Below are 13,499 nucleotides of genomic sequence, written 5' to 3'. Positions count from 1 at the left end.
CCAATTAAATAAAACCGAAACCGATGCCAAAACAGCTAAAGCAGCCAAAGCCGCCAAAACCACCACAGCCGAAACAGCCTCCACAACCGCCGCAGCCTCCGCAGCCTCCGCAACGGAATCCGCCACAACGGAAGCCTCCGCAATGAAAGCCCCCGCAACGGAAACCGCCACAGCGGCCCCATAAGCGCGTATCCTCGAATTGCGGACCGATTGCAACTAACTCACCAGTTTGATAAGGATCGATTCCCAATCCTTGCAGCTCATTTTGAAAGTTTTGCATATGTTCCTCCCCTTTGTATTTATTCAGAGTAGAGAGTTGAAAATGATTCGTTTGTGTAACACCCGATTCAATGTGTACTCTCTTCAACAAATTATGTTTCCATTTAGGTCGCTGTTACTAAAGAAAGAGCCTATTTTACACTGCGAACTGCTCAAAAAATGGCTCAACCTTTTTTACCTATAACAGTTAAGGTCCCTTCTTTCCAACTGGATTGAATCAGTAAATCCATCAAGAAAAAAGGGACAGTACCTAAGAAAAAAAGGCACTGTCCCTTATAAATTTTATTCATATAACATATCCCTCGTATACTTTATTGATGCCTTCATACTCCCGCAGCAATGGGAACAGCAGCCCATATGCTGCCCATCAAGCAATGTAAAACCATTGCGTATCTATTCATTCGCTTTGCTCACGATATAAAATCTTTTTTCCCCCACCCATTTTTCTCCCTTATAATCGACCGTAATAGTTGCCGTGTAATCTCCATCCATTTCAATGTCTGCGTTCCCAACATACACTCCATCTTCTGCTTCTTGCATCTTTATCGATAGAATTCCATGACTCATGCCTTTCATCTTCAAGTCCGCCCTCACCTTTGCGCCTATTACCGGTTTACCGTCTGAATCTTGGACCTTTAATTGGATGGGAGAAGACTGGCCTAATGTAAAGAATTTTGGGGCTGAGAGTTGTATTTGAAATTTATTGTAATCACAACCTGCCATTACAACCAATAATAAGCTGATAACAAAGGCCAGACTTTTGTGTTTATTCATTTCACCACAACCTTTCATGCCTAATCTTTATAAAAATAACCCAGGGTACTCCTTAGTTCAGTAATGTCTTCCTGTTGCCAATATTTTAATCCTTATTTTCAGCAACAGCTAGTCTTGCTCGACTCCGGTCCTTCTCTGCCCGCTTCGGTAAGCGCTAGGCGAGATGCCATTAAGCTGTTTGAACATCTTGCTGAAGTGATATTCTTCTAAAAAACCGCATAGCTTGGCGATTTCCTTGATGGGGTAATCCGTAAATATTAGGTACCGGCATGCCTGCTGGTTCCGTAAGTGGATCAAATATTCTTTCGGGCCCATACCTGTATACTTGAGAAAAAGTTTTCGAAGGTACGAAGCTGAAATGCTATATTCCTCAGCCAACTGTTCGATTCGCTGGTTTTCCATGTATCCGCTCTCCAAATGCTTCCTGATCTGCTCGTAGGCGGAAAATGCTCCCGATTCCGTTAAGCTCCATTCTAGTTGCTTGATTTGATGAAGCTTGTGCAGCATAATTTGTAACTTGGCCTGGGAAACGGCCGCTCCATCGGCTATTCCCGGGAACCAATCCCGCTGGATTTCCCAAAACAACAGGCCCAGTTCCTCCGCCTGTGTGGCGCCATACTGACTCAGAAAGGGAAGCTTCAATTTTCCTATTGGTGTTACATCTTTCCATACCGCATCGTAAATGAGCTCTGCGCAATCAAAAAGCACCATAGTCATGCGAAGCGGGTTCTGTGGCTCCGAGCGCATGGACATCTCGAGTCCGGGCCTTAGATACGCCATCATCCCCGCCTTCACCCTGTGTTCCTTATTTGTCAGGAAAGTCCCCTCTCCCTCATGTATCCAGTACAAGCTGTGAACATTCACCAGATTTCGAATATCTTCCCACCCGGGGTAGGTTACTTTATCGAGAACAAAGTGAACATGCACCACGAGGTGGTTTAAATTATACTCAAGTGCTGCCAAACTTGTCTCTCCCCTTCTGCCTCGCGGCCAAATAAGCTCGAATTTTACAAGAAGTCCTTGTTTTTTTCCATTCAGAACCAGTACACATCATGTTACTATCCATATTAACAGAGCCTCGTTAAGATGGCTATGAGGACTTATATTCCGAGGAGGAAACACACTTGTTAAGGACGTTTCGAGAGCATCATATACGCACCACAGAGATTTTAGATGGGCCCTGGGACTTTGTGATAGATCCAGGAAATAGGGGTATTCAGGAAAATTGGTTTGAGCGTTTTCCACATGTTTCACAATCAATGTACGTTCCAGCCTGTTGGAATAATGAACTGAACCTGTACGACTATGAAGGTGTCGCCTGGTACAGAAAGACAATCCGAATCGAAGAAACGCAGAATGCCAGACTAATCTTCCACGCTATCCTGGGTCATGCCGATGTGTTTCTGGATGGGAAGCATCTCGGTTATCACTACGGTGGCTACACGCCATTTGAATTTATCATTTCCTCCTTATCCACAGGAGAACATGAGTTGGTTGTTCGAACAGACAGTACTCTGGACCCCCTTACCATTCCGACAGAGCATGTCGACTGGTTTCATTACGGCGGCATTATCCGTCCGGTCGAGCTGCAGCGTTTACCGGATTTGTACATTGAGCAGCTCAAGATTGATTATGAGCTAGATAGAGCAGATGCTGAAGTCAGTATTCAAGTGCGGATCAGCTCCTTGTCGCAAACGGAGCAGACTACCGCGCTGACCTTGTTTGAGGGTGGTCGTGAAATTCACTCGGAACAGGTAAAAGTGGTGCCAGGTCAAACATCTATCTGCATAGCGAAACTGCACTGGAAAGACGTTCGGCTGTGGAATGTCGGCCGTCCGGAGCTGTATACAATCCAGGCCCGAACAGAGGATGATGACAAGATTGATCGGATCGGCTTTCGACGGATTGAAACGAGGGACCACAGGATTCTCGTTAACAGCACGCCGGTCTATCTGAAGGGCGTAAACCGCCACGAGGAACACCCGGAATGGGGCTTCGCCTTCCCACCAAAGCTGATGCATAAGGACCTCGATATCATTCGAGAACTAGGCTGCAATTCAGTTCGCGGGTCTCATTATCCTCAGAGTCCTTATTGGCTGGATTTGTTGGACGAAAATGGTATTGTCTTTTGGAGTGAAATCCCTATTTGGGGAGCCTTCTTGCCAAACGAAACGGTCAATGAGCCATTGTTCCAGGACCGGGCGTTGACCATGATGAAAGAGATGGTCGACATGCACTATCACCATCCATCCGTTTTATTTTGGTCGGTTCATAATGAAATAGACACTCGTACCCAGGAAGCCTACGAAATGACGCAGCGTCTCGTTCAGTTGGTAAAGCAGCTGGATACCACCAGGCTGGTAACCTACGCCACGATGCGTCCGCTGGAGGACATTCTTCTGCCGCTTTTCGATGTGATTGGCATCAACAAATACTCTGGCTGGTATGAAGGTGACGTGAACGGCTTCAAGGATATGCTAGAACAGTTCCACGAGCGGGCGGAACAGATGGGGGCTGGCGAGAAGCCGGTGCTTATGACTGAGTTCGGCGGCGCCGGCATCTTTGGAGACATCGGGTGGGAGCCGAGATTATTCAGCGAGGATTATCAGTCGCAAATCGTTGCGGAGGCTCTGGCCATCTTTCGAGACGACCCAAAGGTTGGCGGAACCTATGTATGGCAGTTTGCAGACACACGGGGCGATTTGAAGAGTAACGGAAAATACTTCCGCGACCGGGCGCGCAGCTTTAACAACAAGGGCTTGGTTAACGAGTATCGCAAGCCTAAGCAAGCGTTCCGTGAAGTGCGGCGAATCTACCAATCTTGGGGCGATGAGACTTAATTAAGATAAAAACTTAAATTTAATATTTTTACGAATAAAAGGGGGAAATAGAATGAAGAAGTTTATGGCCTTATTTTTTACCTTTCTGCTAGTCTTATCAATGGCAGCATGCAGCGGAAGCAGCACAACAAGCAAGAATGAATCTGCTAGCAAAAAGAATGAAAGCGGCAGCAAGGATGAGAAGGTTACACTTCGTATAGCATGGTGGGGTTCACAGCCGCGACATGACTATACCCTAAAGATTATTGACATGTATCAAAAGCAGCATCCAAATGTAAAGATAGAGGCTGAATATGCTGCCTGGGATGATTACTGGAAGAAGCTAGCTCCACAAGCGGCTGCGAACGAACTGCCGGATATCATCCAGATGGATTTATCGTACTTCTCCCAATATGCTGAGAATGGCCAAATAGCTGATTTAACTCCATATGCTGGTAAAGAAATTAACACAAAAGATATAAGTAAAAATGTTATCGATGGCGGTAAAATTGGCGATAAGCTTTATGGAATAAATACAGGTGTAAACGTTGTAGGTTTCCATTATGATCCTGCTACCCTAAAAAAAGCAGGTGTAGACTCTATCCCTGAAGATTGGACTTGGGATGATCTTAAAGAAATTGCAAACAAAGCAGCAGATGCAGGTTTGTATTTTGGCAGCCAAATGAAAGCGGATGTATTTTTTAACTACTACTTAAGAACAAAAGGGAAATCCTTATATAGCAAAGATGGCACATCTCTTGGATATAAAGATGATCAGTTGTTCGTAGATTTCTTTAAAATGAAAGCTGATTTAGTAAAGATGAAAGCAACTCCAACCCCTGACTATTTTGCTCAACTTAAGGGTCTTGAAGATTCTCCAGTAGTCACACAGAAGGGAATCGGCACCTGGCAATGGTCTAACCAGTTTGTAGGTTTACAACAAGTAGCTAATAGGGAGCTAATTATCGCTCCAATGCCAGGTCCTAACAGCGAAAAAGGCCTATATTTAAAACCGGCGATGTTCTGGTCCGTTGGAAATAATTCCAAGAACAAAGCAGAAGCAGCTAAGTTTATCGACTTCATGATCAATGATATTGAAGCAAATAAATTAAACCTTGGTGACCGAGGTGTTCCTGGTTCCTCTGTTGTAAAGGATGCTTTAAAGCCACTGCTTGCACCAGCACAAGTACAAGTATTTGATTATGTAGAATGGGCAGAGAAACACAGCTCATCATTCGATGGTCCAGACCCAGTTGGTGCCGGAGAAATCATCGAAACATTGGACAGCCTAGATGAACAAATCGCCTACGGAAATATAAAAGTGGAAGATGCGGCAAAACAGTTTAGACAGCAAGCTGAAAGCATCTTGGCGCAAAACAAAAAATAATAACCTAATCTGATAGCTGGTCCTTTTCGGACCAGCTATCGCTCTTTATTCTTTGGTAATTGTCCGCAGGAAAGCAGAAGAAAAATCAGTGTAAGTACCCTGGACTTCAGTAGGAAAAGCTTCCACATGATTACCAACCTTTAGACAGTAAAAAGCCCCTAGAAAAACTTATTGGCATTCCCAAGGGCTAAAGATTTTTTACTCAGTGCTGCACAGCATCTGATGCCGGGTCAACGGTTTACTGCTCCCTGCTCGATTTCAGCGACTTCCCTCCCCTACATACTTTACAGAAAAATCCTTTACCTTCAATTCGTTAACATTAATAAACTCAATACTCTTACTTACAGTTGCTAGTATATCAATTCCTTGGATATCTATCATTTCCACATCACTGCATACTATAGCACTGTCCGCACTTAAATGAATGTTTTCAAGACTAATAGATTTTAACAGGTGTTCAGGCAGCCCTTTGATTTCTACGGCCATTTTCGCACCTTTCCCCGTAATATCCATGACGTTGATATTATTGAAATCGGGAGGCGTATTGGTTTTGGGAACAACCGTGCTATAGCCGTAATACATATTGATTTGTACGGCCTCTTTCCTCACATTATTGATTTCTATGTTTTCAAACCAGACATTTTCTACGAATCCGCCCCTGCCGCGCATGGACTTCAGGCGGATTCCTTGGTCTCCCCCGCTGATATTACAATCATGGGCGTAGACATTTCGAACTCCTCCTGACATACCGCTTCCTATGACCAATCCGCCATGGCCTTCCTTCATCCGGCAATTCCTAATTACTATATTTTCACAAGGTTTATTGACCCGCCATCCATCCTCATTCATGCCGGAGTTGATGGCAATACAATCGTCCCCTGTTTCAAAACTGCAATCCTCTATCAGCACATTTTTGCACGAGTCGGGATTCAAGCCGTCGGTATTAGGTCCGCGGCTGATAATATCCACTTTTCGTATGATGACGTTTTCGCAGTATACTGGATGGAGTGTCCATTGAGGGCCATCCTTGATGGAGAGTCCTTCAATAATCACATTTTTACAGTTGATCGGTTGGATAAAGGATGGCCTTAAGGCATCTTCCTCTGAGCCGAATATACGATCTTGAACGGGTATTCCCAGGCTCTCGGCATAGCAGAGCTGATTGGCAGCATTTTGCTGAAGCTTTTTCCAATGCCACCACGCTTCCCCATTCCCAATCAACGTGCCTTCTCCTGTTATCGCAATATTTTCGCAATCTCTGGCATAAATAAGGGGTGAATAGTTATAGCACTCCATGCCCTCCCACCTTGTAAAAACAACAGGAAGATAATCATTAAAATTAGCGCTGAATCTAATCACGACGCCTTCTTCAAACTTTAGATGAATGTTGCTTTTTAAATGGATTGGTCCCGACACCCATTCTCCTTGTGACATAACGACCGTCCCACCGCCACTTTCAGAGCATGCATCCACTGCCCTTTGGATAACACCATAGTCTGCTTGTCGGTCACTTTTTAGAAATTCCTCTACATGGAAAAATTCCTCGGGGAACTCCGGAACGGGTATTTTCTCCATATCGAATGGTGTCCCATAAAAATTGCTGCTCATAAGAATCTTAGTACCACCCTTCACAAGATAGATATTACCCCACAGGCAGCTTGCCAATGGTTATGATTATTAAGATAGTATCATGTTGCATACTAGTTTGGAATGGAAAAAAACGAGTGGCACTTGTAAGATTCGAGCATATAAAAACGGACCATGGGGACCGGTTATGGTTTCTGGAACCAAGCATCAACATGGCATCATCTATGAAAAATTATTTAATAGATGAAACTTTTGTATAATCTATGAAAAAATTGGCCATCCTTCAGCTATAACATAGCCTAGGAGAGTGGGGAAAATGATTTGGTTTGGCCTTGGGAAAGAGAGGTCCAAGCTGGGGCGCTATATTGATCAGCACGGGATTAGCCAGAAAGAGTTAGAGAAATCGGGTGTCAGCAGGGCAACCATTAGCCGGTTATGTTCGGATGACGAACACCAGCCGACGATTGGCACAGCCAGAAAAATCATTCAATTTCTTCGAAAGTATGACACAACTGTGGATTACAAAGATTTTTTTGATATGTAGGGAGAGTGCAGCCATGGGCACAGAAGAATTAAGTAAAATGATTGCGGTCAAAAAAATGGATTTAGAAGAATGTGAACACGAGCTTAACAACCGTTATTACCCGTCAGTGGTGAGATTGGCCATGACACGTTACATATCCGAGCTGCGGCATCAAATAGAACTGTACAGTGGCGATGATTTAAACAAAATTGAAAATGGCTAAGTAAAATACTATAGGGGCGGTTCCAATGGCTTTTTCAACCCCATCAAGAGCCAGGAGAACTGCCCCTGCACTTATAATAAAAAGTTTAATACCTCGCGATTGAATTCTTCTACCTTTTCAATTTTCCCCATATGACCAGCTTTTTTGATTGTATAAATCTTGGAGTTCGGTATTAATTTGTTCATTCTTTTTTGAAAGAAAGCGGGACAGATTTTATCCTGCTGATTGGAAATGACTAGAGTTGGGACCATGATATTTTTCAGCGTTTCCCGATAGTCAATTTGGAGGCAGGCTCTCCAGGATGGTATGAAACCATCCAGTTGGTTGGACCAAACGGGCATTACTTTTTGGACCATTTCTTCACTTTGATTATAGAGACAGCTAAAGGTCGCTTGACGTTTAAATTGTTCAATTGTCATGGTTTCAAATTTCCTAAAAAACAATAGTAATAGTTTTTCAAGCCACTTGGGTATGTAAAAAACTGTGTTTGCCAGAATGAAGGATTTTACTTTTTCAGGGCGGATTTTGTAGATTTCTTGTGATATGATTCCCCCCATGGAGAAGCCGAGTATATGGGCTTGTTCGATGCCTAAGTCATCCAGCAAGCCGATAATATCTTTTGCAAAAGCGTTCATGGAAATACCTTGGCCTTCGGGACATTGGGTATGCCCAAACCCCCGTAAATCTGGGACGATAACATCGAAGTGTTCGGCAAGGCCATGCTGAAGCTTCCATCCTTCTTTACTTTCCCCCAATCCATGAATCAGCACAAGTGGCTGCCCGCTTCCCAGCCTGTCATAATAAAGATTTGTTCCATTAACGAGTGCGTGATACATACTGAACAACACTTCCTCTTATAGGATCCTATAATTCTTTCTGTTTTTTCCAAACAGCATATTTCTCAGGAAGGCACACCGCACATGGTCTGAATCCAGCAGCAATGGCGGTTTCTTCATCGGCGAAAAATACCCTTTCCTTTACATAACCGCCTTTTTCTATTGCCTGCAATGCGGCCCGGCAATCCATACGGCCATAAATCTTGCTTTTTCGGTACCCGCCATATATGCCTGGCGTATCACTCCAATAGGGTTTTCTATCAGGGCCCAACAATTTGTATTTTTTCTCAGATAGTCGATGATCGACCTTTCCGTCATTTATCTCCATCATCCAGTTGCCTCCTTCTATTCACATATGATATATTTCGACAAAAACCTTTCAAGACCTGTATCATCGGGGCGATTCTATTAGCTTTTTTGGGTGACATAAACCTTTCAAAAAGCCAAAAGAACCATCCCTTCGGATTCGTTTATAATGGATAGTAATACAATCTAAATCACTCGAGGAAACTACGATGAATATCGAAAAGATAAAGTATTTTATTGAACTGGTAGAATGCAAAAATTTCACCGAGACCGCCAAGAAGAATTTTGTCTCGCAAACCACGATAAGCCAACAAATCGCTTCACTAGAAAAAGAGTTCGGCCTACAATTGATCGACCGAAAACAAACTCCGATTGAGCCAACACAAGCCGGGTGGCTTTTTTATGGAGAGGCCATGATTCTCTGGAAACAATACAATCATATGAAAGCCAGAATGGAAAACTACCGTCAGGATGACAAACAAATGTTAGCGATTGAATATTCAGCCATCACCGACATGCAAAGTTTGCTAAAATTTATTCCTGCTTTTAGAGAACAACATCCCAATATTCAGCTGGAATTAAATAAGGTTTTACTAAAAGATGTCTCTGAATTCCTGGAAAAAGGAATATATGACATTGCAATTGCCTTTGATTCGGCCTTTAAAGGGAAAGAGGATATTCAAACGTATCCGTTATATCAAGGACAGTACTGTGCCGTGTTAAGTCATTATCATCCCCTTTTCCATCATGAATCGATTTCAAAAAGGGAGCTATATGATTATCCGCTGGTTATGTTAAGTCCGACCGTTATAGGAGAATCTTATAACTTGATGATTCAGCATGCGTTAGAGGATGGATTTCAGCCCAATATCCTCCGTACGGTCGATGACGTGGAAACAGAGCTGTTCCATATCCTAACCGAAAATCTGATTGGCTTTTTTCCAGATAATTATCAGCTTCCATATCCAAAAGAGGAAGTGCGGTTAATTCCGTTAGAGGATTCCCATCATACGTTTAAAATAGAAATCGGGTATTTAAAGGCGAATATGAATCCGGCCCTGAAGCCTTTTCTTCTTCAAATACATGATTCGTTTTGCCAATAGGCAATACGATTTTTCTATTAGACTTTGCTCACTATTTCACATACTATACACTTGTAAGACATTCAACGAGGAGTGTTTAAGATGGGGAAATTATTATTAACTGGTGTCGATGGAAACTTAGGAAAACAAGCAGCCGAATATTTATTGGACTTAGTCGGCAAAGATCAAGTGATTTTTTGCGGCTATAACCCATCATCATTAAAAGAGTACGAAGAACAAGGAATTGAAACCCACGTAACCAATTTTAATAAAATCGAGGGTCTGGCAGAAGCCTTTGCTGGTGCAGACAAACTCGCTTTAATATCCATGCCTTTCGTTGGCGCCAAACGTCAAAATGCCCATAAAAATGTGGTGGACGCTGCAAAAGCTGCCGGCGTTAAACAGATCATCTACACTTCATTAGTGAATGCGGCCGATGAAACCAATCCAAGTGTTGAAAAAATCGATCATGCTTTTACTGAAAATTACGTTAAGAGCATCGGACTGGATTATATTTTTCTTCGCAATTCTCAATACGCGGAAGCGATGGTCACCAATTACTTTACATTTGTGAAAATGGACGGTATTTTAAGAAATAGCCAAGGCGATGGCAAAATGGCGTATATCTCCCGGAAGGACTGTGCGAAAGCTGTGGCTTATGCATTGGCCTCCCATGATTACCATGAAGCAATATTAAATATCAATGGACCTGAACTTATGACCATTGCCGACTTTGTTGCCATCGGAAATGCAGCGACAGGAAATCACATTAGTTATCAAGAAATAACCGACGAAGAAAATTATGCCATCTTTGATGCCATGGGTGTTCCGAGAACAACGGACGGTGTATTTCAAGAAGGTTCCGAAGCCCCATTCTCCTCCGAAGGGATGGTTACCTTCGCACAAGCCATCCGTTTAGGCAAAATGAACAATTTTACGGATGACTTCGAAAAGCTTACTGGCCAAAAAGCAATTACGGTGAAATACATGTTTGATCATGCTGATGAGTTCCAGGTTGGCGAGCGTCACTCAAAGGATAACTAGCCAAAATATCGCCTATTTTTAAAGAAACTGCCCATCCTTGTTAGCATACAAAGGTGGGCAGTTTTTTCATATTAAATTTATCCTCTCCTTTTTGTTTGTAATGGCCGTTAACTTAAAATCTCTTTTGCCTTTTCTTTCATTTCCTTATATCGTTGATTCAAAAGTTCTAACTTGGTGCCGTCGGCGGTAAAGTGCATGACGATGGACTGTATTTCCCGCTTGTGGAATCTTCCATGGTCATAGATTCTTTGGCCCCTGCCGTTAAGTTTCAATCCAACCATAAAACTATCGGCTGGTTTTCCTTCTTCCCTCGGATAAACTTGAAGAAAATGAAGAGCTGCTTCTTGGCAAGTACAATCGGGATTCATGCAATACGAATCAGCAATCAAAAATAACTTGCCCATATAAACAAGGTGGAAATAGTCATCACCTTCATTAGGGAAGACCTCAGAGTAACAAACCGTGATGCCTTTTGCCATTTTACTCAGGACTGCATGCATATACTACCGCTCCTTTTTAAACTCGTGATTAAACCGGCATCTTTCCCATTTATTAAGTTATTCATTTAAATAATCAGCCTCAACACTTTAACAGGAAGTTATGAAAGAATATGATGTTTGTGGATTTAAAAGGATGAAAATGAAAGGAGAAAAGGGGAAAATGGCAGCTTATTAGAAGAAAATAATAGAAATAATATTTAATGATACTTATCGCAATATGGCTATTGGACCTTTTTGCCTCCCTTCTGGAAAAAATTATATCACACTACATTCTAAAGGAATTTCGTTTAGTCTAAATGTTTTCTACAACTCTGTGAACAAATACATATGGACGGTTCTGCAGGCTTTTCTCGGTCGACTGACCACAAGAAAAGCCTTAAGCCCCCATGTTTGAAATCTCTCCTGTTTTGCCATAATTGAATATAGAACAGAATCAACACGCCATTGAACTAGGCTGGTGGTTTTTGTGATATTTAATTTAAGAGGTGATAGTATGACTTTACAGCGTACCTTTATCATGGTTAAACCTGATGGAGTTAGACGAGGGCTAATAGGAGAAATCCTCAAGCGTTTTGAGCAAAAAGGATTCACCTTATTGAACGCAGAGCTTATGACTCTTGACCGTAAGAGAGCCGAGTATCATTATATGGAACATCAAGACAAGCCGTTCTTCGGTGAATTGGTCGACTTTATTACTTCCGGTCCTGTTTTTGCCATGGTCTGGGAAGGAGAAAATATCATTGAAGTATCTCGGCTTATGATTGGAAAGACAAGTCCATCGGAAGCATTGCCAGGTACCATTCGTGGTGACTTCGCTTTTACGAAAGAAGAAAATGTTATCCATGGTTCAGATTCTCTCACAAGTGCCGAACGGGAAATAGAGAATTTCTTTGGCCTGTTGAAAAGACGCGGCTTAGAGGATGATTTCCCGTTTGAAGGCCGAAAATTGGTTTAATCACAATTATTATGAAAAGGGTGCCCCAAAAGTAAAACTTTCAGGTGCACCCTTTTTTATCGTTTCTGAAAGCCTATGATCTTTTTTCTATCCTTCCATCACCATGGCGGGCAAATCTTCCGGCATCCCGCTCATTAACTGGGTCAAGCCGGCCCCATGGCCAGCCGCCAAATTGCGTTCTACGATAGTCATTGTATGCCTCGCGTATCTCCTGTTCTGAATTCATGACAAACGGACCATACTGGGCTACTGGTTCTTGAATCGGCTCACCTTGGAGCACAAGAATAAATGCCTCTTTTTTCCCATTGGAAAGTTGGATTTCTTGGTCCCCTGCCAATTTAACGCGGTGGGAAACGGATAGAGCGGTATCATCCAGATGAATCTCTTCGCCCTCATAAAAATACAAATTTCGGTTTAAGGTTGCCGACACGGCCGGCAAAGTAAACGACGCTTCCGACTCCATGCGAATTAAATAAATGCCGACATGATGACTTGGGTCTTTTGCCCACGAAGCAGATGCCGGTTCCAAACTGTTTTTGCCTTGCAAGCTGCCGCCAATCAGCCGGACTGTGGTCTTCCTTCCGTTTGTCCCAATTGATTCAACTTCTGGAATATCTTCGGCCCACAGCATCTTATAGTCAGGCTCAGCGGATTTTTCTTTTGATTCCAAGTTCAGCCAAATTTGGAACAGTTCCAACGGATTACCTTTGTCTTTATGAACGAGTGGAAACATTTCCGTATGTAGACAGCCCTTACCGGTCGTCAGCCACTGGACATCCCCATTGCCATATCGCCCTCTTGCCCCGGTTGAATCAAAGTGGTCGACAAAACCTTCAAGGACAATCGTGACGGTTTCAAATCCTTTATGCGGATGCGCCGGAAATCCTGGAACCGTCGTTCCATGATACATCCTAAAGCCATCCCGAAGTGTGAAATCTTGCCCAAGATTACGTCCTTCCAGCGATGTGCTTGGTCCCTGCTCTTCATTTCCCGGCGGATACGCATCTTTATGATGCATGGCCACTAGAAATGGGTCTTCGGTTTCCCATTGGAAGCCAAGTGGTTGTATTTTAAGGATTTTCTGATTAGACATTTTTTTCTCCTTCTTGACTCAATCATTTATTTCTCCTTGCTCAACTGCCTTTTCAGTTTAGAATTTCCCCTTTTCCTTAGCAACTTTCCGG

15 protein-coding genes are annotated in these 13,499 nt (G+C 42.9%); 7 read left to right on the top strand and 8 right to left on the bottom strand.

Annotated elements, in window-relative coordinates; genetic code table 11:
- Positions 1-4 precede the first annotated feature (4 nt).
- From ACY8D0_RS23600 to ACY8D0_RS23590, 3 genes are all read right to left on the bottom strand, one after another.
- A complete protein-coding gene (locus tag ACY8D0_RS23600) occupies positions 5-280 on the bottom strand; it encodes a heterocycloanthracin/sonorensin family bacteriocin (protein WP_462412889.1) in 276 nt (91 codons plus the stop codon).
- A gap of 392 nt (positions 281-672) precedes the next feature.
- Positions 673-1,053, bottom strand: coding sequence for a FixH family protein (locus ACY8D0_RS23595; RefSeq protein WP_462412888.1), 381 nt, complete (start codon positions 1,051-1,053; stop codon positions 673-675).
- 108 nt (positions 1,054-1,161) lie between these two features.
- Positions 1,162-2,016: an AraC family transcriptional regulator gene (locus tag ACY8D0_RS23590; protein ID WP_462412887.1), complete on the bottom strand. Its 855-nt coding sequence runs from the start codon at positions 2,014-2,016 to the stop codon at positions 1,162-1,164.
- Between the two features lie 161 nt (positions 2,017-2,177).
- Between ACY8D0_RS23590 and ACY8D0_RS23585 the strand changes: the two genes are divergently transcribed.
- Together ACY8D0_RS23585 and ACY8D0_RS23580 are read left to right on the top strand one after the other, a co-directional pair.
- Positions 2,178-3,893 (top strand): glycoside hydrolase family 2 protein, encoded by a 1,716-nt coding sequence (locus ACY8D0_RS23585; RefSeq protein WP_462412886.1) that lies wholly within the window; start codon positions 2,178-2,180, stop codon positions 3,891-3,893.
- Positions 3,894-3,945: 52 nt separating this feature from the next.
- Positions 3,946-5,259, top strand: a complete 1,314-nt coding sequence (locus ACY8D0_RS23580; RefSeq protein WP_462412885.1) for an ABC transporter substrate-binding protein — start codon at positions 3,946-3,948, stop codon at positions 5,257-5,259.
- Between the two features lie 258 nt (positions 5,260-5,517).
- Here ACY8D0_RS23580 and ACY8D0_RS23575 read toward each other — a convergent pair whose 3' ends face one another.
- On the bottom strand, positions 5,518-6,867 hold the full coding sequence (locus ACY8D0_RS23575) for a glycoside hydrolase family 28 protein (RefSeq protein WP_462412884.1): 1,350 nt from the start codon (positions 6,865-6,867) through the stop codon (positions 5,518-5,520).
- A 295-nt stretch (positions 6,868-7,162) separates the two neighbouring features.
- Here ACY8D0_RS23575 and ACY8D0_RS23570 point away from each other — a divergent pair, with 295 nt between their 5' ends.
- Together ACY8D0_RS23570 and ACY8D0_RS23565 are read left to right on the top strand one after the other, a co-directional pair.
- Entirely contained in the window at positions 7,163-7,390 is a 228-nt protein-coding gene (locus ACY8D0_RS23570) for a helix-turn-helix transcriptional regulator (protein WP_462412883.1), read from the top strand.
- 13 nt (positions 7,391-7,403) lie between these two features.
- Entirely contained in the window at positions 7,404-7,592 is a 189-nt protein-coding gene (locus ACY8D0_RS23565; protein ID WP_462412882.1) for a hypothetical protein, read from the top strand.
- A gap of 71 nt (positions 7,593-7,663) precedes the next feature.
- On the opposite strand, the gene ACY8D0_RS23560 is transcribed toward ACY8D0_RS23565, so the two are convergent.
- On the bottom strand, positions 7,664-8,428 hold the full coding sequence (locus ACY8D0_RS23560; protein WP_462413163.1) for an alpha/beta fold hydrolase: 765 nt from the start codon (positions 8,426-8,428) through the stop codon (positions 7,664-7,666).
- Between the two features lie 28 nt (positions 8,429-8,456).
- The gene (locus ACY8D0_RS23555; protein ID WP_462412881.1) at positions 8,457-8,759 is read right to left on the bottom strand and encodes an Ada metal-binding domain-containing protein; all 303 of its coding nucleotides are present in this window, start codon (positions 8,757-8,759) and stop codon (positions 8,457-8,459) included.
- A 184-nt stretch (positions 8,760-8,943) separates the two neighbouring features.
- On the opposite strand from ACY8D0_RS23555, the gene ACY8D0_RS23550 reads away from it, so the two are divergent.
- Together ACY8D0_RS23550 and ACY8D0_RS23545 are read left to right on the top strand one after the other, a co-directional pair.
- A complete protein-coding gene (locus ACY8D0_RS23550; protein ID WP_462412880.1) occupies positions 8,944-9,837 on the top strand; it encodes a LysR family transcriptional regulator in 894 nt (297 codons plus the stop codon).
- An 81-nt stretch (positions 9,838-9,918) separates the two neighbouring features.
- Positions 9,919-10,860 (top strand): NAD(P)H-binding protein, encoded by a 942-nt coding sequence (locus ACY8D0_RS23545; RefSeq protein ID WP_462412879.1) that lies wholly within the window; start codon positions 9,919-9,921, stop codon positions 10,858-10,860.
- Between the two features lie 107 nt (positions 10,861-10,967).
- Here ACY8D0_RS23545 and ACY8D0_RS23540 read toward each other — a convergent pair whose 3' ends face one another.
- Positions 10,968-11,360, bottom strand: coding sequence for a hypothetical protein (locus tag ACY8D0_RS23540; protein WP_462412878.1), 393 nt, complete (start codon positions 11,358-11,360; stop codon positions 10,968-10,970).
- 493 nt (positions 11,361-11,853) lie between these two features.
- Here ACY8D0_RS23540 and ndk point away from each other — a divergent pair, with 493 nt between their 5' ends.
- Positions 11,854-12,315, top strand: coding sequence for a nucleoside-diphosphate kinase (gene ndk / locus ACY8D0_RS23535; RefSeq protein WP_462412877.1), 462 nt, complete (start codon positions 11,854-11,856; stop codon positions 12,313-12,315).
- Between the two features lie 73 nt (positions 12,316-12,388).
- Here the strand turns inward: ndk and ACY8D0_RS23530 are convergent, their stop codons facing one another.
- A complete protein-coding gene (locus ACY8D0_RS23530) occupies positions 12,389-13,408 on the bottom strand; it encodes a pirin family protein (protein ID WP_462412876.1) in 1,020 nt (339 codons plus the stop codon).
- Positions 13,409-13,499: the final 91 nt, after the last annotated feature.

Source organism: Neobacillus camarae (assembly GCF_054950115.1).
Note: the sequence above shows the minus strand (reverse complement) of the source record. Positions and strands in the feature narration are given on the sequence as shown.